Raw genomic sequence first — 22,870 nt, forward strand, 5'->3', positions numbered from 1 at the left:
TCACCTCTAATTGACGAATTTACCGACGCGCTGGGCCTGGCCCATGTCGCGCTGTGCCTTGTCCTTCTGCCGAGCACGCTCGGCGACGGTCAAGCACTGCGTGGACGACATGTTGGAACCAATGGCCTTCTCACGTCGGCATATTAGACGACTATCTTCACGGGCCCGTGTCAAAACGGTGTTCACGACCTGCTGATCGTTGAAGACCTCAGTTCGTACCGATTCAGGCATCGCGTCCTTGGTCGGGTACTGCTCGGCGGCGGCGCGGATCCGAACCAGGGTCTCGCGAACCTTGCCGCGCTCTTCCTGACGCAGTTCGGAATAGGTTTCGCCGTCGTTGAGCTCGATCTCGATGCGCTCTACCTGCTGCAGCAGCGGCTTGCCCGGCAGGAATACCTCTTCGGCACTCTTGGCTCCTGCCGAGGCAGCGGCAAGGGCCAACGCCGAAACCAGAACCGCTGATATCACTGGATGCTTCATGACAAACGAATCCCTGTCTGAGGTGAACGCCGACTGTATGCGGATGCGCGCTCTGCCAGCAAGTGCTGACTGGCAGGGTGCAGGTAGCCTTACAGCTTGGAGTCCGGGTTCAAGTTGCTGTAGGTGCGCTGGTCGTTGAGCAGGGCCTTGCCCTTCTCTTCGATACGACGCCGTTCGGCCACGGTCAGGCAGCGGCTCTTGGGCATGTTGCTGCCCGTGGTGCGCTGGTACGAGCAGATCTGGCGGCTGTCGTCGTGGGCGCGCGTCAGGATGCTGTTGACCCGCTCCTGATCGTTGAAAACGTCATTCTGCACCTGTGGCGGCAGCTCCTGGACGGTCTGCCGGTCGCCCATCCGCTGGGTGATCCGCGCCAGTGCCTGCTTGACCTGACTGCGGTCCTCGGCGGAGATTTCGCTGTAATCGCCCTGCTGCAGGGCTTTTTCGACCTGGCGGACCTGCTCGGCCACCGGGGTCTGGCGGTCCATCTGCACAGCTGCCTTTTCCGGCTTGGCCAGTGCAACGCCAGGCAGGCACAGCAACAGCACGATCATCGTGGTGCGGTACATCGCCAACCTCCCGATCCTTCGGAACGAAGGCCCAACTCTACGAGTGTCCCCGCGCCCCCACAAGGGACCCTTGGCAGGGGGACATCGAGCATAAAAAAGACCCAGGCGGTGCACCCGCCTGAGCCTGAAGTTGTATCCCGATACCGATCCTGCTGAGAGGCAGAGCTGCGGTTCGTTGAAGGCTACGCCCGGGGCGATTAAAGCGGTGTTAAACCCGCCAACCCTGCCTGAATTAAATTTCAAGTCACTGAAATATCAAGATTTTTTGATTTTCTCGACATGCTCGATGATGCGTGCAGCCACATCCACCCCGCAGGCGGCCTCGATCCCTTCCAGGCCGGGGGTGGAGTTCACCTCCAGCACCAGCGGGCCGCGTTCGGAGCGGATCAGGTCCACCCCGCAGACGCCCAGCCCCAGTGCCTTGGCCGAACGCACCGCCATCTGCTGCTCGGCCCGGCTGGCCTTGGATGCCATGGCGGTGCCGCCAGCGTGCAGGTTCGAGCGGAAATCCCCCTCCGGGGCCTGGCGCTGCATCGACGCCACCACCTGGTCGCCGACCACGAAGCAACGCAGGTCGGCGCCCTTGGCCTCGCCGATGAACTCCTGCATCAGGAAGTTGGCATACAGCCCACGCAGGGCTTCGACGATGCCGCGCGACGCGCTGGCCTTCTCGGTGAGGATCACACCGCGGCCCTGGGTGCCTTCATTGAGCTTCACCACGTGCGGCGGCGGGCCGAGCATGGACAACAGGTCGACGGTGTCATCCGGGTTGTCGCCAAAGACGGTGACCGGCATGTCGATGCCCCTTGCTGCCAGCAGTTGGTGCGCCCGCAGCTTGTCGCGCGAGCGCAGGATCGCGTCGGACGGATTGGGCGTGCGCGCGCCCATCAGTTCGAACTGGCGCAATACTGCGGTGCCATAGCGGGTGACCGAAGCGCCGATGCGCGGGATGACCGCGTCCACGCCAGTCATCGGCCGGCCCTTGTAGTGCATGGAAAAGCCGTCCGTGGCGATGCGCATGTAGCAGCGCAGCGGATCCAGGATGCGTACGGTATGGCCGCGCGCGCGCGCGGCCTCGACCAGCCGACGGGTGGAATACAGCCGGGTGTTGCGGGACAGGATGGCGAGCTTCATCGCAGTGGGATCGGTCGGCAGGCGCGCAGCATAGCGTGGCGACGTTGCGTCTGGATGATGCTGTTCGGTCCACGCGCGGCAGTAGCTGCCCAGCTCAATCGGGGCCTGGCAGCGCCGACGGATAAGCGCGCGCCGCTTCGCCCAGCGCCGCGATGCAGGCCATCTGGATCGCCGATCCACTGAAGGCCTCCTGATAGATCTGCCCGATCAACTGCGCCGCCTCCGGGCCACCGGCGCGCCCGAGTGCTCGAACCGCTTCAACCTGTTTGGCCGAGCCGATGCCGGCGGAAAGAAAGATCCGATGCAGCGCGGTGACGACGTCATCCCTGCGATCCATGCCTGCGTACTCCCTGAAATGAGAGCAACACGCTAGCGAAGACCGCAGCGGTCGGACATGCGGATTGTTTGAATCTGCACGCTGTGCGCAAACGAAAAACCCCGGAAACGACAATGCCGCTTCCGGGGCTTGGTCACCGCCGGCGGCCGCCGAGGCTCCAGTGCTTCCTTGACGCGCTCCAGCTCCTTCGTCCCCGCCGCAGCCGAGCGACGGGCCTGCTACAACTGCTCGACAGTTAGGGGCAATGCCGGCATCAGCGGCGGCAGTTCGGTGGGCGCACTGTCCACCAGACGGGTTACCGCTTTCGCTCGCCTCAGCTCGGGGTAGAGTCTGACCGCGCACCACCGCTCGGCGTGGCGCTTTTTCTGCCGATGATCGATCTTCAAGCGTGTAGAGCTTTCTTCTCTATCTCATTCCTGCTCAACGCCCGCCATGAAGGAATTCCCTACACTCCCATTGAACGAACGCCTATTGCGGAACCTGACTCGACATTGCGATTGTCGGTCTGCAGAAGAAGTGGCCAGCCACCATTCATGCAAACAAGAAGGGGCATGAATGGCTTGATTCTCTCCAGGAACCAAGTTTCAACCACCACCGGTTGGATTGCATTCGATCCAAATATTGAGCGGCAAGTGTCAGCAAAGAAGCGCTATCGCCCATGGAGATTCCAATGTCACCCTCGACCCCAAAGTACGGCATTCGCTACAAGTGCATGCGTCTATCCACGTTCACACTCATCGCTGGCATGGCCACGGCCTGCTCGCTGCAGAACAACGATGCTAAACCGGTCAATAGTGGATCATCGACTGAGGAACCCGCCGCAAGCGCAGAGACTCAAGGCGTCAAGCCAAAACCAATCGCAGTTCAGGCCGACCTCGAATCTGCCCAACGACTGCCAGATGTTCCAGTGGCAGACCTGTATGCGTCGCTTAGCAACAGAGCAGATGCAGGGGACTTGGAAGCGAAGCGACAACTGTTCCTGGTACTGAACGAGTGCCGCATTGCAATGCAGCCTGACAGACCAATCGATTACTCCAGCAGCCAGGTCTCCCCGGATTTACTCAAGGCCAGCGGGAAAACGCGAGAGCAATTCCTGGCCGATCAGCAACTGAAATCCCTCACTTCCACGGAAGAAAAACTAAAACGTTGCGAGGGCATTCCAAGAGATGCGCTCAAGGAAACAGCCAGATGGCTGAAAGAAGCAGCCGAAGGGGGTGATACCTACGCTCGACTGGCCTACTACAACTATCTGGACCTTGTTGTTGGAGATCAACGAACGCAAGAAGCCTCACCCGAAAAAGTTGAAGAATTCAATACCGACTCCTTCCGCTACTTAAAAAGTGTAGCGGATGCTGGCAGTGCAGATGGACTTTTCTCGCTCGGAACGGCGTATCAGCGCGGCATCATTACGCCGGAGGATCCTGTCCGCGCCTATGCCTACAAAAAGGCTGCGGGAGAACTGACGCCCATTGGTGGAAACGCTCAGGCACTGGATCTAATGGCCAGGTCCATGACTCCGTCTGAGCTTGAGCAAGCCAATGAACTAGCCATTTCGCTGGCACAAAGGAGTGGGAAATGAAGGCCTGGTTGACCGCAACCATTTTTTTTACTTCCCTATTGGCGGCGATTGCGTATGTGCACGCGCAGGTGCCTGGCTCGAGAAAAATCGGCACTTATCCATGTACCAACTGCATGCTCGGCTACCCGAGAGTTGATCCTGCTACTGCCAATGAGCTACTGCTCGCTCAAGACAGCTTCAACCGGCTTGTTTCCATACAGCCTCTGTGGATCGTCCCTGGCGACGTTATAACAATGTGCAACGGTGCAGCCTGCGTTGACTACCAAGTGACCGTGGGTGGCGACGGTTACATCGGAATCAAGTACGAGACCCAGACCAGCACCACCCCGGTGGGTGGCGGTGGCGGCGGCGGCACTGGATCGGGCTCTGGATATGGAGGTGGTCAAGGCGTCGGAAACGGTGGTGGAGCCAACCCCGGAAGCGGGTGCTATGGCAATTGCGGCCAGACTGGCACCGTAACTACGGGGCCCGCTGGCCCGCCCAAGCCAACTCGACCTCCTACCCACGAGAATTGAAGCGGCGGATCTGGATTGCATAGATGGGCGGCCTTCTTAGGCCGCCCTTTCAGTTGCCAGCGCGCCAATCGTCTGCTGGACAACGTCTGGTAACCGGCGGTCAGCTGGGCCGGAATCGCCCCAGTGCAGGTCCCGCGCATCTGTACGGCCACGGGAGGCAGCTGGTGTTGCAAAGGGAGAGTTCCAGCTCCGCGATCTCCGCTCGAAGGCGGGGACGGACAATGTTGATTCGACAATGGACATTCGCGAAGCGCAGATCCAGCCGGGGCATTCATCACGGGAGCGCTATGGCGACTTAGCCTGCAAATCAAGCGAAATTGCACACATCAACCAATCGCGAGATCAGCAGGATGATGATGGAGGGGTTTCCAAACTATCGGACTCGAGTTTTCTCGGTCCAACACGTTTATCGTCGACGCAGACCAGTGGCCTGCAGTTGCCGAGATTTTCCGCTGCGGCGACGTGCAGGGAACCGTGTCAGAAGAGAAATGCGCCGTACATCGCTTCTCTGACGCTACGCTATCAGTCAGCAAATCTAGTTACATCGACACGCTGATCTTGTTCCAGGCTGCCGATGCCGAAAACGCCCGGAAGGCATAGTGCCTGCTGGATGCTAAGTCCTAGGCAGAAGATCCGTTTGCGGAACGGCTCGCATATTGCGGAGCGCCCAGATCTCCGCAAACCGTTGGGAGGCATGGAGCGGGCGAAGGGAATCGAACCCTCGTCAGTAGCTTGGGAAGCTACAGCTCTACCATTGAGCTACGCCCGCGTTGCAGGGCTGAAGTCTATGCGGACCTGCCGGGTTTGCGCAATGGCAACCGCTGCCAGCGGCTCGCCGGGCAAGGCCCGGCGCTACCGTGTGACGGTGACGGCAGGCCCGCAGGCCTGCCGTCGTCTGCATCAGAAGCTGCCGCTGAAGCTGGCAAACAGCGTCGCGTCCTGCGCACGCTTCTGCAGGGTGGTAGCGCTCAGACCGATGTTGCTCTGCAGGCCGAACAGTTCCATGCGCGCGCCCAGGATGGCGGTCGCATAGTTCTTGTCGAAGTCCATGCCCGGCACGCGGTACATGCCCACGTCCGGCAGGCTCTGCACCCAGGCGCTGGCCTGCTTGGTGTCTTCGAACTCGTGGTCGTAGGTCACCTGCACATACGGCTTGACGGTGCCGCCGTCGAAGCGGGCCTGCCAACCGATACGGCCGACGGTGGAATCGACATCCTGCTTGCCGTAGCCCAGCGCAGTAGCGAGGGTGCCGGCATCGGCGCTTTCGGTGTAACCGTCGATCTTGACCTGCTGCCAGATCACCGAGGCGATCGGGCCGTGGCGGAAGCCGCCTTCGGTACCGAACTCGTAACCGGCGTTCAGGGCGGCGGTCAGGTTGCTGCCGTCCGGCGAGCCGCTGTGCTCACGGGTTGCAGGGCCGAGCTGGACCTTGCGGTTCACGTCATAGGACAGCCAAGTGTAGCTGACCTGGCCGTTGACCCAGATGCGGTCACCGTACCAGCCAGCGAACAGACCGGCGGTAGTGTCCTTCTGGGTAAAGTCGCCACGGCTGTTGCCGAAGTCGGCATTCAGACGGCCAAAGCCGGCGAAGCCGCCGAAGACCATGCCGTCACGCGCCCAGTCGATACCGAACAGGCCGGCCGGAGCCAGGCCGTCGTACAGATCGGCGTGGTCGTAGCGCTGCATGTCGCCGCGCACGCCGCCCCACCACGACAGGCCGTCAGCCGGGCGACCCGCCTGGTGCAGACTGACCTGGTCGGCGCGCGAGCGGCCGATGGTTTGTGCCGAATGGCTCAGCACCTGCTGCAGGCGCGGACCTTCGAGGACCGACACCGCGTACTGGCCCAGCAACGCATGACCGGCGGTGGTCGGGTGCACGCCGTCGGCGAATAGATAGGCGGTGGCCGCATCCGGGCTGACGTAGCTGGTCGGGTTGCAGGTGAGGATGCTGGTGGTGGAGTCAGCAGGGTTGATCCTGCAACCGGTGTCGGTGACGTTGCGGAAACCGTACATGGCCGGGTTGGCCGCCACTTCACGCAACACGGTGAAGGTGTCGAGCGGGATGAACTCGATGCCGGCCTGCTTCAGGCCGCCATACAGGGCCTTGTTGTAGCCAGCCGCCAGCGCGGTGGCCTGCGCGGCACCGGCCGGACCCAGCGAGCGGAACTGCGGAGCAATGCCGACGTCGGGCAGGTTGGGCACCAGCACGTACTCGGCACCGGCCTGCTTGAGGGCGCCCACCAGGGCCACCTGGTCGGTGACGGCCGCGCCGATGATGGCCTGCGCCTGGGCCGGCGCACGCGCTGCGGCGAACAGGTCGTTGGCACCGCCCCAGACCGTGTACAGGGCATTGGCGTCAGCCTTGCCGCCGTTGGCAGCCAGGTAACGGGCCGTCTGGCTCTTCAACGATGGGATGGTGCCCAGGGCACTGGCTACGTCGACGCCGACACGGGCACCGCCGACAGCGTAGTTGTCGCCGTTCTGGCCGTTGCCGTTGGCAGCGCCATTGAGGCCGTAGTAATTGGCCACCTGCTGCGACCACACCCAGCCCGGGTTGGTGGTGAACTGCCCGGTGACCGGGCGCACGTCGGCCGGCAGCAGCGGCCGGAAGTAGCCGGCGTCGGTCAGGCTGTCACCGAAGAAGACCGCATGGCTGTAAGGGGATTCGCCTGCCATGGCCGGCAGCGCGGCCAGCGCGATCGCGGCCGCCATGAGGGAGCGGATCGGGCGTTTGCTGAGCAGCATGTAAAAACTCCTGTGGGGATATCGTTGAGGTTCCGACGCACGTACGCCGGCGCACGGTGAATGGTTCCACTGCGCCGCCAATTGCTCACGCTGCGCCGCCGCATGGATTGTCGCCCGAGCCAGGCTTGGCGGGCTTTGCCGGTGCGGGCGTCGCGCACAACTTGCAACGGTTCCGATGCGAACCGGCGATCAGCGACAATGGCCGCATGAACATCCAGCTCAATGGCGAACCCCGCACCCTGCCCGCTTCGGCGACCCTCCTGGACCTGCTTGCAGCCGAGCAGTTGCTGCAACGTCGGGTGGCGGTGGAGGTGAACGGCGAGATCGTCAGCCGCAGCCGTCATGCCGAGCATGTACTGGCCGAGGGCGATGTGGTGGAGATCGTGCATGCGCTGGGCGGTGGTTGAGAAAGCGGGGTCAGGGCCCTTTGCCTGTGGCAAAGGGATCCGCCCCCAGCTTCTGCGACGACCCCATCTTCAGGCGGATAAGCGATAATCGCGTCATGAACGCTCATGTCTCCCCCGATTCGCTGGTGATCGCCGGCAAGACCTACAGCTCGCGGCTGCTCACCGGCACCGGCAAGTTCAAGGATCTGGAAGAAACCCGCCTGGCCACCGAGGCCGCAGGCGCCCGGATCGTCACCGTGGCCATCCGCCGCACCAACATCGGGCAGAACCCGGGTGAACCGAACCTGCTCGACGTGCTGCCGCCGGACCGTTACACCATCCTGCCCAATACCGCCGGCTGCTACACCGCCGAGGATGCCGTGCGCACCTGCCGCCTGGCCCGCGAACTGCTGGACGGCCACAATCTGACCAAGCTGGAAGTACTGGGCGACCAGAAGTCGCTGTACCCGGACGTGGTGCAGACCCTCAAGGCCGCCGAACAGCTGGTCAAGGACGGTTTCGAGGTGATGGTCTATACCTCCGACGACCCGATCCTGGCCAAGCGCCTGGAGGAAATCGGCTGCGCTGCGGTGATGCCGCTGGCCGCGCCGATCGGCTCGGGCCTGGGCATCCAGAACAAGTACAACCTGCTGCAGATCATCGAAGACGCCACGGTGCCGATCATCGTCGACGCTGGCGTGGGCACCGCTTCTGATGCGGCGATCGCGATGGAGCTGGGCTGCGACGGCGTGCTGATGAACACCGCCATCGCCGGTGCGCGCCACCCGGTGCTGATGGCCAGCGCGATGCGCAAGGCCGTGGAAGCAGGCCGCGAGGCGTTCCTGGCCGGCCGCATTCCGCGCAAGCGCTACGCCAGTGCGTCCTCGCCGATCGATGGGTTGATCGGCTGATGACCAATCCATTCGACAGTGCCGGTTCGAAGGCGCCGCCCAAGCCGTTCACGGTCAACGAAGGCCGCCGTGAAGTGCGCAGCTTCGTGCTGCGGCAAGGCCGTTTCACCCCTGCCCAGCAGCGCGCGTTCGACGAGCGCTGGCCGCGTTTCGGCCTGAATTTCAGCGGTGAACCGCGTGATCTGGATGCCACCTTCGGCCGCGATGCACGCAAGGTGCTGGAAATCGGCTTCGGCAACGGTGCCGCGCTGCGCTTTGCCGCGCAGCACGACCCGAGCCGCGACTACATCGGCCTGGAAGTGCACGCGCCGGGCGTCGGCCGCCTGCTGAACGCGCTGGCCGAGGACAACGCCGACCACGTGCGCCTGTACCACCACGACGCGGTGGAAGTACTGGAGAAGGAAATCGCCGATGGCGCGCTGGACGAAGTGCGCATCTATTTCCCCGACCCGTGGCACAAGAAGCGCCACAACAAGCGTCGCCTGATCCAGCCGGGCTTTGCCGAGCTGCTGGTGCGCAAGCTGCGCTCCGGTGGCCGTCTGCACTGCGCCACCGACTGGGAGGATTACGCCGAGCAGATGTGGGACGTGCTGGATGCCACCCCCGGCCTGGTCAATCGCGCCGGCCCGCGTGGCAGCGTGCCGCGCCCGGACTGGCGCCCGCAGACCCACTTCGAGACCCGCGGCCAGAAGCTCGGCCATGGTGTCTGGGACCTGTTGTACGACCGCACCTGATGAACGCCTGAGGACGCCGCGCCCCACATGGATACCGCGCTGACGCTGACCACTGACATGAAGCTCGTGCTCGGGCTGGTCGGCTTCACAATGGCGATGTTCCTGTTCGAGCGCATCCGCGCCGACGTGGTCGCGCTGGTGGTGCTGGTGGTGCTGGGCGTGACCGGCCTGATCGCGCCGGAGGAGATCTTCGGCGGTTTCTCCGGCAACGCGGTGATGAGCATCATCGCCACCACCATCCTCGGCGCCGGCCTGGACCGCACCGGTGCGCTGAACCGCCTTGCGGCCTGGCTGCTGCGGCGCGGCCATGGTGTGGAGCAGCGGCTGCTGATGATGACCACGGCCATCGCCGGCCTGAACTCGTCCTTCATGCAGAACCCATCGGTGATGGCGCTGTACCTGCCGGTTGCCTCGCGCCTGGCTGCGCGCACCGGGCTGACCATGCAGCGCCTGCTGCTGCCGATTTCGGCGGCGATCGTGATGGGTGGCGCGCTGACCATGGTCGGCAACTCGCCGCTGATCCTGCTGAACGATCTGCTGGCCTCGGCCAACAACAACCTGCCTTCCGGCCTGGCCACCATCGAGCCGCTGCGCATGTTCGCGCCACTGCCGATCGGCATCGCCCTGCTGATCGCCTCGCTGCTGTATTTCCGCTATTACGGCGACCGCAAGCTGGTGGAAGAGGAAAGCCTGGTCAACGACGGCACCACGCCGGCCCGCACCGAGAGCTACTTCGCCAAGACCTACGGCATCGAAGGGGATGTGTTCGAGCTGGTGGTCACCGCCGAGAGTCCGCTGGTCGGCATGACCCTGGGCGAAGCGGAGAATCTGCACGATTCACCGCTGCTGCTGGCGCTGAAGACCGGTAACGACACCCGCCTGGCGCCGCCAGCGGAAATGCGTATCTGGGTGGGCAGCGTGCTGGGGGCAATGGGCCCGCGCGAACAGATCCACGACTTCGCGCAGAACCAGTTCCTGCGCATGTCCTCGCGCCTGAAACACCTGGGTGACCTGTTCAATCCCAGCCGCGCCGGCATTTCCGAGGCGGTGGTGCCGCCGACCTCCGGCGTCATCGGCAAGACTGCAGGCGAGCTGCGCCTGCGCAAGGAACGCGGCATCAGCCTGCTGGCGATCAACCGCGACAAGCAGGTGATCCGCGAGGATGTGCGCGACGTGCAGCTGCGCGCCGGCGACATGCTGGTCTTCCACAGCATCTGGACCGACCTGGCGCAGGCCGCCAAGAGCCGCGACTTCGTGGTGGTGACCGATTACCCCACTGGCGAACAGCGCCCGCACAAGTTCAAGATCGCCATGGCGATCTTCGCCCTGACCATCCTGATCGCGCTGACCAGCAAGCTGCCGGTGGCGCTGACCTTGATGACCGGCGTGGCCGGCATGCTGCTGACCGGCGTGCTGCGCATGGACGAGGCCTATGCCTCGATCAACTGGAAGACGGTATTCATGATGGCCGGGCTGATTCCGCTCGGCTGGGCGATGGATTCCAGCGGCGCCGCGGCGTGGGTGGCCGGCCATACCATCGACAAGCTGCCCACCGGCATTCCGATCTGGGTGCTGGAGCTGGCGCTGGCGCTGCTGACCACGGTGTTCTCGCTGGTGATCAGCCATGTGGGTGCGACCATCGTGATGGTGCCGATCGCGGTGAACTTGGCGCTGGCAGCAGGAGGCAACCCGACCGCGTTCGCGCTGATCGTGGCGCTGTCGGCGTCCAACAATCTGATGACCGCGTCGAACCCGGTGATTTCGATGATCACCGGCCCGGCCAACTACACCCCGCGCGAGATGTGGCGGGTCGGCGGACCGCTGTCGCTGATCTATACCTGCGTGGTGGTGGTGATGATCAACCTGATGTTCTGAGGGGTGGGGGTTTGTTGGCAGGGCCGCGCCCTGCACCTGCAGAGGCAACGGCAACGGCAACGGCCGGAGCAACAGCAACAGCCTGCTATCCGTGGGATCGCGGGGTGGGTCCGGTTGCGGGGGACGCCGTAAACCCGTCCGTGGGGGCTTGGCCGCGGCATCCATGCCGCGGACACCCCCGCAACCGGACCCACCCCGCCTTCGACAGATTTCCGCGCGCTGTCGGAACGGCGTTCTGTGCTGCTGTTGGTAGGTGTCGACCTTGGTCGACACGGTAGATCCACGCCATGCGTGGATGGATTCCTGGATGTTTTGCTGATGTGGTGGGTTCTGAACCTGGTGGGTTCTGAACTGGGTGGGTGCGGACGGTTGGTCCGCACACCGATGCATCAGGCCAGGTAGACCTGCCCATCGCGCACGTCCACCGGCACGGCGCGCAGGTGGTCACCCTTGCAGGGGCCGGCGATGCAGTCGCCGCTGTCCAGCGCGAACGAGGCGCCGTGGGCGGCGCAGACCAGGTGGCCTTCGCGGCTCTTCAGGAACTGGCCGGGTGCCCAGTCCAGGCGGCGGCCCGCGTGCGGGCAGATGTTCAGGAACGCGCGCACCTGCCCACCGTCGCGGTACAGCAGCAGCGATTCGGCATCGCCATCGACCACCGCTTCAACCTCGGCAAACGCGCCATCGGCAATGGCATCAAGGGTGATCAGGGCGACAGCGGCAGTCATGGCGAAGGCTCGGACGGGGTGGCGCATTGTCGCATGCCTGATCATGTGGCTAGCTGCGACATGAACACAAGTCATTGATCCGTAATAAGCCAAGGCTATATTTAACGAGTTTTTCACTCAATGACAGTGGCAGCTGCCGATACTCATGGCTCGCTGATTTCCAGCCTATCGAGCCACCATGTTCAATCGCGATTTCGCCTTCAACCAGTTCCGCACCCTGTTTGCCCCGCGCAAGCCGCGCCATCCGCTGGTGCGCATTGCCGTTGGCCTGCTCGGCCTGGCGATCCTGGCCGCGATGGTGTTCATCGGCGTATTCGTCGGTGCAGCCATGATCCTGGTGGGCCTGGCGTGGAAGCTGCTGGCTTCGCGCAAGCCCGGCCCGAACCGCCCGGTCGACCCGAATGTGGTCGAGGGTGAGTACCACGTGGTGCGCAAGTCGGCGCTGCCGGCCTCGCGCTGATCGACCCTGCCCGCTGACGGCGGGCCTTGCTGCGTTCTAGACTGCGGGCACTCCCTTCCTGGATGCCCGCATGTCCGATGTCTCCGATGTGATCCCTGCTGCAGCCACGCCGCGTGTACCGGTCGTGGGTGGCGGCAGTTTTCCCGTGCACCGCATTTACTGTGTCGGCCGCAACTTCGCCGACCATGCGCGTGAGATGGGTGCTGCCGTGCCTGCAGCAGACGATCGCGGCCGCCCGATGTTCTTCACCAAGCCGGCCGACGCCATCGTGGTCGGCCACGACGATGTGATCCCCTACCCGCCCGCCACCAGCAACCTGCACCATGAGGTAGAACTGGTGGTGGCGATTGGCCGTGACGCGCCCGCCGGCGAGCTGGCCGTGGCCGATGCCGAGGCCCTGGTCTACGGCTATGCCGTGGGCCTGGACCTGACCCGCCGCGACCTGCAGGCCGCCGCCAAGGAGAAGGGCCATCCGTGGGATTCGGCCAAGGGTTTCGATGCCTCCGCGCCGATCAGTGAGATCGTGCATGCCGGTGAAGTGGGCGATCTGGCCGCGCTCAATCTGTCGTTGGAGATCAATGGCGAAGTGCGCCAGCAGTCCCTGCTCGACCAGATGATCTGGAACGTGCCGGAGATCCTGCACGAGCTGTCCAAGCTGTGGCAGCTGCGTGCCGGCGACCTGGTGTTCATGGGTACGCCGTCCGGCGTGGCCGCGCTGAAGCCCGGCGACCGTTTCAGCGCACGCCTTGAGAACGTGGCCGAGCGCCACGGCGTGATCGCCGGCTGACATCACCTGCGCTACCCTGCGCGCTGTCCCCCCTCGCCCTCAGGAGAAAAACAACAATGGGAATGCTCACCGAGTTCAAGGAATTCGCGATGCGCGGCAACGTCATCGACCTCGCCGTCGGCGTGGTGATCGGCGCGGCCTTCGGCAAGATCGTCACCGCGCTGGTGGAGAAGATCATCATGCCACCGCTGGGCTATCTGATCGGCCGGGTGGATTTCTCGCAGCTTGCATGGACGCTGTCGCCGGCCAGCATCGGTGCCGATGGCAAGGAGATCCCGGCGGTGGTGATCGGCTACGGTGATTTCATCAACACGCTGATCCAGTTCGTGATCGTGGCCTTCGCCATCTTCCTGGTGATCAAGGTGATCAACCGCCTGTCGCGCAAGCAGGAAGCGGCACCGGCAGCGCCGGCCGAGGAAGTGGTGCTGCTGCGCGAGATCCGCGACAGCCTGAAGAAGTAATGAAGTAATAAGGTGTCGGGCGCCGTTGGCGCACCCGCCGCCTGTAGAGCCGAGCCCACGCTCGGCTGATCTGGAAACGGCAGCCGAGCATGGGCTCGGCTCTACATGGCACACGAAAGCCCCGCCCCGGCGGGGCTTTCGCTTTGCTGCATCTGGCGGAAAACAGCATCCGCAGCGGCCATGACCTCCCGCCCATGCGCGGCGCTGAACGACTGTTAAGCTCCAAGGCTTACACCCTTCCCGGAGCTGTCCATGCGTCGCCGCGTCCTTGCCATCGCATCCTCCCTCGCCCTGCTGGCCGCGCCAGCCTTCGCGGCGCCGCATGCCACCACACTGCCGCCCACCTCGCTGGCTACCGCCGCACAGCTGCGCGACCAGGCGCTGGCCGATGACACCGGCTGGAAGGTGGTCGAATCGTTGACCACCGAGATCGGCCCTCGCATCGCCGGCAGCGAAGCCGACGCCCGTGCCGTGGCCTGGGCCGAAGCCAAGTTCAAGGCTCTGGGCTTTGACAAGGTATGGAAGGAATCGGTGACCTTCCCGAAGTGGGAGCGCCGTAGTGAACACGCTGCCGTGACCGGCAGGAACCCTCAGCCGCTGCAGATCACTGCGCTGGGTGGCAGCCCGGGCGGCACGGTGGAAGCCGAGGTGGTGCGCTTCGCCGATCTGGCCGCACTGCAGGCCGCACCGGCCGGTTCGCTGAAGGGCAAGATCGCCTTCGTCGATTACCAGATGCTGCCGTTCCGCGATGGCCGCGACTATGGCCGTGGCGGCGCGATCCGCAGCAAGGGCCCGTCCGAGGCGATCCGCAAGGGCGCGATCGGCTTCCTGATGCGCTCGGCCGGCACCGATTCGCACCGCGTGCCGCACACCGGCATCACCCGCTTCGATGATGGCCTGACCCCGGTACCGTCGGCGGCGCTGTCGGTGCCCGACGCCGACCAGCTGGCACGCCTGCTTGCCCGTGGCGCAACCACGGTGAAGGTGGCGCTGGACTGCGGCTGGGATGGCACGGCGACCTCGTACAACGTGATCGGTGAGATCACCGGCCGCACGCTGCCGAAGGAAGTGGTGGTGATCGGTGGACACTTGGACTCGTGGGACCTGGGCACCGGCGCGGTCGATGACGGCGCGGGCGTGGGCATCACCATGGCCGCCGGCCATCTGATCGGCCAGCTCAAGCAGGCCCCGAAACGCACCATCCGCGTGATCGCCTTCGCCAACGAAGAACAGGGTCTGTACGGCGGCAAGGCCTACGCCGAGGCGCATGCCAAGGACGTGGCCCTGCACCAGCTGGCCGCTGAGAGCGACTTCGGCGCCGGCCGCATCTACGCCTTCAACACCGGTTCGCCGAACCCGGAAGGTTCGCGTGAGGCGACCAAGCAGATTGCCGAGGTGATGAAGCCGCTGGGCATCGAGTACCAGGCCGACAAGGGCGGCCCGGGCCCGGACGTCGGCCCGCTGGCGGCCAAGGGCGGTGCTTGGGCGTGGCTGGCGCAGGATGGCTCGGACTACTTCCACCTGCACCACACCGCCGACGACACGCTCGACAAGATCGACCCGAAGGCGCTGGCGCAGAACGTGGCGGCCTACACCGTGTTTGCCTATCTGGCGGCCGAGGCCGATGGCAGTTTCGGCAGTGAAGCGAAGGCGACCACGCCGCCGAACGAGTGATGCGGTAACGCCGCGACAGGAGCGGTGCGAACCAAGGTTCGCACCCACCACGGCAGATTCTGCATCGGCAACCCTATGGGGTCAGAGCCCTCACCGTGGCGAGTGATCTGACCCCGGTCAGAGGCTCAGCCGCGCTGGCTGACCCACTGCGCCAGCAACACGGCCGTGGCGGAAGCGACATTCAGGCTTTCAACCGCGCCACTGCCGGGAATCGACAGCTGCTGATCGCACCGGCTGGCCAGGCCGCGATCCATGCCTTCGCTTTCCGCGCCCATCACGTAGACCAGGCGGGCCGGCAACGACGCGCGGAACACGTCATCGCCACCCTCGACCAGGGTCGCGGCGAGGCCGAAACCGGCCGCGCGCAGCTGCGCCATCGCTTCTGCATCCTCAGGCAACTGCACCAGCGGCACCGACTCTGCGCCGCCCTCGGCCACGCGTGCGGCCGCGCCGGACAACGCCAGCGTACTGCTGGCCGGCAGCAGCAGCGCCTTGGCGCCGAAGTGCGCGGCAGAGCGCAGGATCGCACCGAAGTTGTGCGGATTGCCGACGCCATCCAGCCACAGTGCCAGCGCCGGGCCTTCGCCCAGTTCGGCCAGCCACTGCGCCAGCGGCACCACCGGCGCGCGCAGCACGTCGGCCACCAGGCCTTCGTGATGGGTGGTGGCGGCCAGCTTGTTGAGGTCGCCCTCTTCCACCACGCGATAGCCGACGCGGTTGGCCACGCACCACTTCAGCACCGGCTGCATGCGCGGAATCAGCGATTCCACCAGGTACAACTTGCGCAGCGCCTGCGGACGCTTGGCGAACAGGGCCTGCACCGCGTTCCAGCCATACAGGCGCAGTTCGTCGTTGCCACGCCCCGGTGGCGGCGGGGTGCCGCCCTCACGCGGTGGCAGCGGGGTGGCCCGCGGCGGTCGCGACGACGGGCGGCGGGCATTCTTCCAAGGATCATTCACTACGGGACAACTCCAGCTTGCGTTGACGCCAGAAATCGGCGTTCTTGATGCCCAGGGCATCGGGGTCGAAGATCGGATCGAGGCCGAGCTTCTTCTGTCGTTCGTAATCGCGCAGGGCCAGCATCGCCGGCTTCTGCACGATGAGGATGGCGATGATGTTCAGCCAGGCCATCAGGCCTACACCGATGTCCCCCAGCGCCCAGGCCAGGGTGGCGTTGTGGAAGGCACCGAACACCACCATGCCGATGATGCCCAGGCGCAGCAGCAGCACGGTGAGCGGCCGCTTCCTGTTGTGGTTGACGTAGGTCAGGTTGGTTTCGGCCATGTAGTAATAGGCCATGATCGTGGTGAAGGCGAAGAAGAAGATCGCCACCGACACGAACGCCGAGCCCCAGCCCGGCAGCACCGCTTCCACACCTGCCTGCGCGTAGCCCGCACCTTCGGGAATGCCGGCCAGGCCCTGGAAGATCGGCTCGGCACCGGCCACCGGCGAGTACACGTTGTAGGTGCCGCTGGCCAGGATCAGGAAGGCGGTGGCGGTGCACACCATCATGGTGTCGAAGTAGATGGCGAAGGCCTGCACGTAACCCTGTTTGGCCGGGTGCGAGACCTCGGAGGCCGCCGCAGCGTGCGGACCCGAGCCCTGCCCGGCCTCGTTGGCGTAGATGCCGCGCTTGATGCCCCATTCCACCGCCAGGCCCATCATCGCGCCGAACGCGGCGTGGGTACCGAAGGCGCTCTTGAAGATGATGCCGAACATTTCCGGCACGCGGTCGTAGTTGATGATCATGATGACGATGGCGGTCAGGATGAAGCCAGCCGCCATGAACGGCACCACCACTTCGGCGAAATTGGCGATGCGCTTGACGCCGCCGAAGATCACCACGCCCAGCAGCAGCGCGACAACGATGCCGATGCCCAGCTTCAGCGCCTGCACCGATTCCATGCCGAAGGACTGGCCATCGAGCGGACCGCACAGCGCAGTGCCGCGGCAGGCGTTGATGATGCTGTCGGCGATGGCGTTGGCCTGCACCCCTGGCATCAGGAAGCCGGCGGCGATGATCGTGGCGATGGCGAAGGCCATGGCATACCACTTCAGGCCCATCGCCTTTTCGATGTAGTAGGCCGGGCCACCGCGGTAGCGGCCTTCGGCATCCTTGGTCTTGTAGATCTGCGCCAGGGTGCATTCCACGTACGAAGTGGATGCGCCGAGGAAGCCCATCACCCACATCCAGAAGATCGCGCCGGGGCCGCCGAAGGCGATGGCGGTGGCCACGCCGGCGATGTTGCCGATGCCCATGCGGCCGGCCATCGACATGGCCAGGGCCTGGAACGAGGACACGCCGGCGTCGGATTTCTCACCGGACACGGTGAGGCGGCACATCTCGACGAAACCACGGATCTGCATGAAGCGGGTGCGCAGGCTGAAGAACAGGCCGGCGGCCAGGCACATGAAGATCAGCGCCTTGCTCCAGATGATGCTGTTGATGAAATGTACGGTAGCTTCCACGCGCGCTCTCTCCAGTCGGCGGGTTGTGAGGACGTCCCGTCGGCTGGAAGGGACCGGTCGATTCTCCCTGATCGACGGTCGCTGCGATAGCGCTGTTTTGTAGAGCCGAGCCCATGCTCGGCTGCCGTCAGGGGCCCAAGCCGAGCATGGGCTCGGCTCTACAGCGGCCAGCCCGCGTGTTCAGGGCAGCTGCGTGCGCACCCGGGCGAATCGGCGCAGGTCATGCAGGACGCCGCGCTTGTAAACGGCGCAGCGCTCCACGCCCTCTTCCTGGAAACCGTTCTTTTCCAGCACCCGGGCCGAGCCCAGGTTGAAGTCGACCACCGTGGCCTGCAGCCTGAACAGGCCAAGCTCGTCCATCACCCAGGGCGCGAACAGACCGACCACAGCGGTCATCAGGCCCCGCCCCCAATGGGCCTGGCCGAGCCAGTAGCCCAGTTCAGCGGTATGCCCGCGCTCGGCCACGCCTTGCTGGGCGCCGACGCTGCCGCAGGCCTGGCCGTCGATCTCGATGGCCAAGTTGAGGGTGCCGGGGGCCAGCACGCGCCCGCCCAGGAACGCTTCGCCATCCTCGCGGGTGTACGGATAGGGGAAGCGGTCACGCAGTCCACGCGAGACGTCCGCGTCGTTGGCGTGGCGCAGCAGGGATTCGAGGTCGTCAGGACGCCAGGGGCGCAGGACGAATCCGTTGCCTTGCAAGCGCGGGGTCAGAGCCCTTTCCCTTTGGGAAAGGGATCCACCCCCTTCGGCGACCCCGTCGGCGCGATGGTCAGGCATGACCACCCACCGACGGCGAGTCGGCCTCCTGCTTCTCCAGCTCGCGCTTCACGGCCTCTGGCGAGCGGGTATACGGGGCCAGCCGCGCGTAGAACGCCGGCACCACGAACAGCGACAGGAAGGTGGACAGGGTGACGCCGAAGATGATCACGATGCCGATGGTGCCACGGCTGGCCGAACCCGGGCCACCGGCCACCACCAGCGGGATGGCGCCGACCACGGTGGCGATCGAGGTCATCAGGATCGGACGCAGGCGCACCATCGCCGATTCGATGATCGCTTCGCGCACGGTTCGCCCGTCATCGCGCAGCTGGTTGGCGAATTCGACGATCAGGATGCCGTTCTTGGCCGCCAGTCCCACCAGCATGACGATGCCGATCTGGCTGAACAGGTTCACCGTCCCCCCACTCAGCCACAGGCCAACCAGCGCACCGAGCACGCCCAGCGGCACGGTCAGCATGATCGTCAGCGGGTGGATGAAGCTCTCGAACTGTGCGGCCAGCACCAGATACACCACCAGCAGGGCCATGGCGAAGGTCAGCAGCACCGCGCCACCCGCGCTCTGGTACTCGCGCGATTCGCCCTTCCAGTTCACCTGCGCGTACTGCGGCAGCTCTTCGCGGGTCACCTGCTGCGCCCAGGCGATGGCCTCGCCCAGCGGGTAGCCGGGTGCCAGACCGGCGCTGATGGTGATCGAGCGCAGGCGGTTGAAGCGGTTCAAGGTGCCCGCTTCGGCCACTTCGCTCAGCGTGACCAGGTTGGACAACGGCACCAGTTCGCCGGAGGTGGCACGCACACGGATCGCGGCGAGGTCGGCGGGGCTGGCGCGCCCATCGCGACCGGCCTGGACCAGCACGTCGTACTCCTCGCCGTTGTCGACGAAGGTGGTGACGCGGCGCGAGCCCATCATCGTTTCCAGCGCCGAACCGATCGCGGTGACCGGCACGCCGAGGTCGGCCGCACGCTGGCGGTCGATGTTCACCCGCATCTGCGGACGGGTTTCCTTATAGTCCGAGTCCGGGCCGACCAGGCCGGGGTTGTCGGCCATGCGCAGCAGGATGCGGTCGCGCCACTGCGCGATCTCGGCGTATTCCGGGCCACCCAGCACGATCTGGAACGGCTGCCCGCCACTGCGCACCAGGCCGCCACCGACCTGGGTACGCACGCGCACGCCACGGATGGTGTCCAGTTCCTTCTGCAGTGCGTTGGCCACTTCCGGCGTACCTTCGCTGCGCTGGCGCCACGGCTGCAGGAATACACTGACACGGCCGGTGTGCATCTCCTCGCTCGCGCCCCAGCCACCGGGCACGCGCGGGTTGGCGCGCACGATCGGCTTGTCCGCGCCCACATGCGGTGCCAGCAGCGCTTCCACCTGCTGCACCTGCTGCACGGTGTAGTCGTAACCGGCGCCTTCCGGGCCATCGATCATGATCTGGAACGAACCGCGGTCTTCGGCCGGGGCCAATTCCGATGGCAGCAGCTTGATCAGCAGCCAGCTGGCCGCCAGCGCAGCGACCATCACCAGCAGATAGACCCAGGTGCGATCCACATGATGATCGAGCACGCGACCGTATGCGCCGGCCAGGCGTTCCAGATTGCGGTTGATGAAACCGTGCAGCCCGCGCGGTGCCTGCCCGGTATGCGGCTTGAGCAGCTTGGAGGCCATCATCGGGGTCAGCGTCAGCGCGACGAACGCTGACAGCGCGACCGCTGCGGCCAGGGCCACCGCCAGTTCACGGAACAGGCGCCCGGTGTTGCCTTCCAGGAAACCGACCGGCAGGAATACCGCCACCAGCACGGCGGTGGTGGCGATCACCGCGAAGGCGACCTGCGCCGTGCCGCGCTTGGACGCCACCAGCGGTGGCTCGCCCAGGTCGATGCGGCGCTGCACGTTCTCCACCACCACGATCGCGTCATCCACCACCAGGCCGATGCACAGCACCAGCGCGAGCAGGGTCAGCAGGTTGATGGAGAAGTCGAACGCGTACAGCGCGATGAACGCTGCCACCAGGCACACCGGCACCGTCACTGCGGGAATCAACGCCGCGCGGAAACTGCCGAGGAACAGCCAGATCACCGCCAGCACCAGGATCATCGCCTCCACCAACGTCGCGTACACGCGGTCGACGGCGGCCTCGATGAAGGTGGTGTTGTCGAAGGCAACGAAGATCTGCGTGCCCTTGGGCAGGGTCAGCGCGACACGTTCGGCCTCGGCGCGCGCGGTGCGCGCCACGTCCAGCGAATTGGCCGTGGAGGTCTTGACGATGCCCAGGCCGATGCCGGGCTCGCCGTTGCTGCGGTAGTAGGCGCGACGCTCGGCCGAGGCCAGCTCGATCTTCGCCACATCGCCCATGCGCACCACGTAGCCGTCACTTCCCTTGCCCAGCGGGATGGTCGCGAAGTCTTCGGGCTTGATGTAGTTGCGCTCCACGCGCAGGGTGAAATCGCGGTCGGTGGATTCGATGCGACCGGCCGGCAGTTCCACGTTCTCGTTGCGCAGCGCGGTTTCGATGTCGCCGGTGGTCAGGCCACGTGCGGCCAGCTGGTCGCGGTCCAGCCAGATGCGCATCGCATAGCGCTGGCGGCCACCGATGCGGACCTGGGCCACGCCATCGAGGCTGGAAAAGCGATCGACCACGTAGCGGTCGGCGTAGTCGCTCAGTTCCAGCGTATCCATGGTCGAAGACACCATGTTGAACCAGATGATCGGATCGGCATCGCTCTCGACCTTGGCGATCTCCGGTGGCCGTGCCTCTTCGGGCATGCGGTCGGCCACGCGACTGACCGCATCGCGCACGTCGTTGGCCGCCGCTTCGATGTCACGATTGGAGGTGAATTCGATGCTGACCTGCGAACGGCCGTTGGTGCTGCGTGCGTTGATCGTATCGATGCCTTCGATGCCGGCCAGCGCGTCTTCCAGCACTTGGGTGATGCGGCTTTCGATGACGGCTGCCGAGGCGCCGGTGTAGTCCACCGACACCGAAACGATCGGCGGGTCGATGGCCGGCAGTTCGCGCAGGGTCAAGCGGGTGAAGGACATCACGCCCAGCACCAGCAACAGCAGGCTCATCACCACGGCAAACACCGGCCGCTGGATGGATATGTCAGACAGCTTCATCCGCCGTGACCCTCGGCAGCTGCAGGTGCTTCGGCGGGGGCCGGCTTCGCGCCACTGGCGAGCGCGGCGTCGGTGGCCGCCACCTTCAGGCCTGCCCGCAGCTTGCCGGTACCGTCCACCACGATGCGCTGGCCTGCCTGCAGGCCCTGCTTGATCTCCACCACGCCAGCGCGACGCGCGCCGGTGACCACGTCCACGCGTTCGACGGTGTCATCGGCCTTGATGCGGTACATGAAACTATCGCGACCGACCTGTACCACGGCGATTTCCGGCACCACCAGTGCCGGTCGATCAGGATGGAACAGGCGCACGTCGAGCAGCATGCCCGGCCGCAGCGCGTGGTCGCCATTGGCGAAGTCGGCCCGCACGGTCACCGCGCGGGTAGCCGGGTCGATGCGTGCATCGATAGTGCTGACCTCGCCCTCGAAGGTGCGGCCCGGCCAAGCCACGCTGGTGGCCTGTACCTTGTCGCCGATGGTCAGCGCGGCCAGTTCCACTTCCGGCACCTGGAAATCGACATGCATGCGCTCGACGTCGTCGAGGGTGGCGATCACCGTGGTCGGCGTCAGCAACGTGCCCGGGCTGATCTGGCGGATGCCGAGGACGCCGGCGAAGGGCGCGCGCACACGACGATCACCGATGTCCGACTGCATCTGTGCCACGCGCGCTTCGGCGGCGTCGCGGATCGACTTCTGCGTGTCCAGGGTTGCGCTGGACACCAATCGCTGTGCCGCCAGTTCGCGCTGGCGCTTGTACAGCTGGTCGGCTTCGCGGAAGGTCGCCTGCGCCTGCACCAATGCGGCTTCCTGGGCCTGCCCGCGCAGGGTCACCAAGGGTGCACCGGCGGCGACCTGCTGGCCACTTTCGAAATGCACGCGCTCGACGATCTCGCTCACCTTGGCGGTCACGCTGATCGACTCGCGCGCCTTGGCCGTACCCAGTGCCTGCAGCGTGTCGTTCCACTGCATCGCCTGCACAACCTGCGCGGTGACCGGCACGGCTTCGCCCTGCCGACGCGCGGCGGCCTCCTGTTTGCCTGCGCACCCGGCCATCACGGCCAGGCTGAGGCCGAGGGCCAGGGTCGAAGCGATACGAGCCAACATGAAGCATCCTGAGTGGTACACGGCCGCCGAGTGT

General features: G+C 65.2%; 20 protein-coding genes and 1 tRNA gene. 9 read left to right on the forward strand and 12 right to left on the reverse strand.

Annotation, left to right across the window (positions count from 1 at the left end):
* Positions 1-6 precede the first annotated feature (6 nt).
* The 4 genes from WKB25_RS17835 to WKB25_RS17850 all read right to left on the reverse strand — a co-directional run bounded on the left by WKB25_RS17835 (position 7) and on the right by WKB25_RS17850 (position 2,517).
* Entirely contained in the window at positions 7-480 is a 474-nt protein-coding gene (locus tag WKB25_RS17835) for a hypothetical protein (protein ID WP_340572056.1), read from the reverse strand.
* 89 nt (positions 481-569) lie between these two features.
* The gene (locus tag WKB25_RS17840) at positions 570-1,046 is read right to left on the reverse strand and encodes a hypothetical protein (protein WP_340572058.1); all 477 of its coding nucleotides are present in this window, start codon (positions 1,044-1,046) and stop codon (positions 570-572) included.
* Positions 1,047-1,301: 255 nt separating this feature from the next.
* Positions 1,302-2,180, reverse strand: coding sequence for a 30S ribosomal protein S6--L-glutamate ligase (rimK, locus tag WKB25_RS17845; protein ID WP_340572059.1), 879 nt, complete (start codon positions 2,178-2,180; stop codon positions 1,302-1,304).
* Positions 2,181-2,274: 94 nt separating this feature from the next.
* Positions 2,275-2,517, reverse strand: a complete 243-nt coding sequence (locus WKB25_RS17850; RefSeq protein WP_340572061.1) for a hypothetical protein — start codon at positions 2,515-2,517, stop codon at positions 2,275-2,277.
* Between the two features lie 670 nt (positions 2,518-3,187).
* On the opposite strand from WKB25_RS17850, the gene WKB25_RS17855 reads away from it, so the two are divergent.
* Positions 3,188-4,096 carry a hypothetical protein gene (locus tag WKB25_RS17855; protein WP_340572063.1) on the forward strand — a complete coding sequence of 303 codons (909 nt, stop codon included), beginning with the start codon at positions 3,188-3,190 and terminating at the stop codon, positions 4,094-4,096.
* Positions 4,097-5,306: 1,210 nt separating this feature from the next.
* Here WKB25_RS17855 and WKB25_RS17860 read toward each other — a convergent pair.
* A tRNA-Gly gene (locus WKB25_RS17860) sits at positions 5,307-5,380 on the reverse strand.
* Positions 5,381-5,511: 131 nt separating this feature from the next.
* The gene (locus tag WKB25_RS17865; protein ID WP_340572064.1) at positions 5,512-7,356 is read right to left on the reverse strand and encodes an autotransporter domain-containing protein; all 1,845 of its coding nucleotides are present in this window, start codon (positions 7,354-7,356) and stop codon (positions 5,512-5,514) included.
* A gap of 206 nt (positions 7,357-7,562) precedes the next feature.
* On the opposite strand from WKB25_RS17865, the gene thiS reads away from it, so the two are divergent.
* From thiS to WKB25_RS17885, 4 genes are all read left to right on the forward strand, one after another.
* A complete protein-coding gene (thiS, locus tag WKB25_RS17870) occupies positions 7,563-7,763 on the forward strand; it encodes a sulfur carrier protein ThiS (protein WP_025874279.1) in 201 nt (66 codons plus the stop codon).
* A 95-nt stretch (positions 7,764-7,858) separates the two neighbouring features.
* A complete protein-coding gene (locus WKB25_RS17875) occupies positions 7,859-8,653 on the forward strand; it encodes a thiazole synthase (protein WP_340572067.1) in 795 nt (264 codons plus the stop codon).
* Positions 8,653-9,387, forward strand: a complete 735-nt coding sequence (gene trmB / locus WKB25_RS17880; protein WP_340572068.1) for a tRNA (guanosine(46)-N7)-methyltransferase TrmB — start codon at positions 8,653-8,655, stop codon at positions 9,385-9,387. The genes WKB25_RS17875 and trmB overlap by 1 nt, the downstream gene beginning before the upstream one ends.
* A gap of 27 nt (positions 9,388-9,414) precedes the next feature.
* The gene (locus WKB25_RS17885; RefSeq protein ID WP_340572070.1) at positions 9,415-11,262 is read left to right on the forward strand and encodes an SLC13 family permease; all 1,848 of its coding nucleotides are present in this window, start codon (positions 9,415-9,417) and stop codon (positions 11,260-11,262) included.
* A 389-nt stretch (positions 11,263-11,651) separates the two neighbouring features.
* Here the strand turns inward: WKB25_RS17885 and WKB25_RS17890 are convergent, their stop codons facing one another.
* Entirely contained in the window at positions 11,652-11,987 is a 336-nt protein-coding gene (locus WKB25_RS17890; RefSeq protein ID WP_340572071.1) for a Rieske (2Fe-2S) protein, read from the reverse strand.
* A 178-nt stretch (positions 11,988-12,165) separates the two neighbouring features.
* Between WKB25_RS17890 and WKB25_RS17895 the strand changes: the two genes are divergently transcribed.
* From WKB25_RS17895 to WKB25_RS17910, 4 genes are all read left to right on the forward strand, one after another.
* Positions 12,166-12,447 carry a hypothetical protein gene (locus WKB25_RS17895; RefSeq protein ID WP_340572073.1) on the forward strand — a complete coding sequence of 94 codons (282 nt, stop codon included), beginning with the start codon at positions 12,166-12,168 and terminating at the stop codon, positions 12,445-12,447.
* Between the two features lie 70 nt (positions 12,448-12,517).
* Positions 12,518-13,234: a fumarylacetoacetate hydrolase family protein gene (locus tag WKB25_RS17900; RefSeq protein WP_100553410.1), complete on the forward strand. Its 717-nt coding sequence runs from the start codon at positions 12,518-12,520 to the stop codon at positions 13,232-13,234.
* A 56-nt stretch (positions 13,235-13,290) separates the two neighbouring features.
* Positions 13,291-13,695 carry a large-conductance mechanosensitive channel protein MscL gene (gene mscL / locus WKB25_RS17905; protein WP_340572076.1) on the forward strand — a complete coding sequence of 135 codons (405 nt, stop codon included), beginning with the start codon at positions 13,291-13,293 and terminating at the stop codon, positions 13,693-13,695.
* Positions 13,696-13,947: 252 nt separating this feature from the next.
* Positions 13,948-15,369 carry a M28 family peptidase gene (locus WKB25_RS17910; protein WP_340572077.1) on the forward strand — a complete coding sequence of 474 codons (1,422 nt, stop codon included), beginning with the start codon at positions 13,948-13,950 and terminating at the stop codon, positions 15,367-15,369.
* Between the two features lie 125 nt (positions 15,370-15,494).
* On the opposite strand, the gene WKB25_RS17915 is transcribed toward WKB25_RS17910, so the two are convergent.
* From WKB25_RS17915 to WKB25_RS17935, 5 genes are all read right to left on the reverse strand, one after another.
* Positions 15,495-16,328, reverse strand: a complete 834-nt coding sequence (locus tag WKB25_RS17915; RefSeq protein ID WP_340572079.1) for a TrmH family RNA methyltransferase — start codon at positions 16,326-16,328, stop codon at positions 15,495-15,497.
* Positions 16,321-17,838 (reverse strand): alanine/glycine:cation symporter family protein, encoded by a 1,518-nt coding sequence (locus tag WKB25_RS17920; protein WP_340572081.1) that lies wholly within the window; start codon positions 17,836-17,838, stop codon positions 16,321-16,323. The genes WKB25_RS17915 and WKB25_RS17920 overlap by 8 nt, the downstream gene beginning before the upstream one ends.
* 180 nt (positions 17,839-18,018) lie before the next feature.
* The gene (locus tag WKB25_RS17925) at positions 18,019-18,615 is read right to left on the reverse strand and encodes a GNAT family protein (protein WP_340572083.1); all 597 of its coding nucleotides are present in this window, start codon (positions 18,613-18,615) and stop codon (positions 18,019-18,021) included.
* Positions 18,608-21,733 (reverse strand): efflux RND transporter permease subunit, encoded by a 3,126-nt coding sequence (locus tag WKB25_RS17930; RefSeq protein WP_340572084.1) that lies wholly within the window; start codon positions 21,731-21,733, stop codon positions 18,608-18,610. Before WKB25_RS17930 ends, WKB25_RS17925 begins: the two co-directional genes overlap by 8 nt.
* Positions 21,730-22,836, reverse strand: coding sequence for an efflux RND transporter periplasmic adaptor subunit (locus tag WKB25_RS17935; protein WP_340572085.1), 1,107 nt, complete (start codon positions 22,834-22,836; stop codon positions 21,730-21,732). The genes WKB25_RS17930 and WKB25_RS17935 overlap by 4 nt, the downstream gene beginning before the upstream one ends.
* Positions 22,837-22,870 lie beyond the last annotated feature (34 nt).

This window comes from Stenotrophomonas sp. G106K1 (genome assembly GCF_037969685.1).
Lineage (GTDB): Bacteria > Pseudomonadota > Gammaproteobacteria > Xanthomonadales > Xanthomonadaceae > Stenotrophomonas > Stenotrophomonas lactitubi.

Bases quoted from the DNA above. Each gene is read 5' to 3' on its own strand.
- WKB25_RS17835 (WP_340572056.1), bottom strand. From the start codon at position 480: ATGAAGCATCCAGTGATATCAGCGGTTCTGGTTTCGGCGTTGGCCCTT.
- WKB25_RS17840 (WP_340572058.1), bottom strand. From the start codon at position 1,046: ATGTACCGCACCACGATGATCGTGCTGTTGCTGTGCCTGCCTGGCGTT.
- rimK (WP_340572059.1), bottom strand. From the start codon at position 2,180: ATGAAGCTCGCCATCCTGTCCCGCAACACCCGGCTGTATTCCACCCGT.
- WKB25_RS17850 (WP_340572061.1), bottom strand. From the start codon at position 2,517: ATGGATCGCAGGGATGACGTCGTCACCGCGCTGCATCGGATCTTTCTT.
- WKB25_RS17855 (WP_340572063.1), top strand. From the start codon at position 3,188: ATGTCACCCTCGACCCCAAAGTACGGCATTCGCTACAAGTGCATGCGT.
- WKB25_RS17865 (WP_340572064.1), bottom strand. From the start codon at position 7,356: ATGCTGCTCAGCAAACGCCCGATCCGCTCCCTCATGGCGGCCGCGATC.
- thiS (WP_025874279.1), top strand. From the start codon at position 7,563: ATGAACATCCAGCTCAATGGCGAACCCCGCACCCTGCCCGCTTCGGCG.
- WKB25_RS17875 (WP_340572067.1), top strand. From the start codon at position 7,859: ATGAACGCTCATGTCTCCCCCGATTCGCTGGTGATCGCCGGCAAGACC.
- trmB (WP_340572068.1), top strand. From the start codon at position 8,653: ATGACCAATCCATTCGACAGTGCCGGTTCGAAGGCGCCGCCCAAGCCG.
- WKB25_RS17885 (WP_340572070.1), top strand. From the start codon at position 9,415: ATGGATACCGCGCTGACGCTGACCACTGACATGAAGCTCGTGCTCGGG.
- WKB25_RS17890 (WP_340572071.1), bottom strand. From the start codon at position 11,987: ATGACTGCCGCTGTCGCCCTGATCACCCTTGATGCCATTGCCGATGGC.
- WKB25_RS17895 (WP_340572073.1), top strand. From the start codon at position 12,166: ATGTTCAATCGCGATTTCGCCTTCAACCAGTTCCGCACCCTGTTTGCC.
- WKB25_RS17900 (WP_100553410.1), top strand. From the start codon at position 12,518: ATGTCCGATGTCTCCGATGTGATCCCTGCTGCAGCCACGCCGCGTGTA.
- mscL (WP_340572076.1), top strand. From the start codon at position 13,291: ATGGGAATGCTCACCGAGTTCAAGGAATTCGCGATGCGCGGCAACGTC.
- WKB25_RS17910 (WP_340572077.1), top strand. From the start codon at position 13,948: ATGCGTCGCCGCGTCCTTGCCATCGCATCCTCCCTCGCCCTGCTGGCC.
- WKB25_RS17925 (WP_340572083.1), bottom strand. From the start codon at position 18,615: ATGCCTGACCATCGCGCCGACGGGGTCGCCGAAGGGGGTGGATCCCTT.
- WKB25_RS17930 (WP_340572084.1), bottom strand. From the start codon at position 21,733: ATGAAGCTGTCTGACATATCCATCCAGCGGCCGGTGTTTGCCGTGGTG.
- WKB25_RS17935 (WP_340572085.1), bottom strand. From the start codon at position 22,836: ATGTTGGCTCGTATCGCTTCGACCCTGGCCCTCGGCCTCAGCCTGGCC.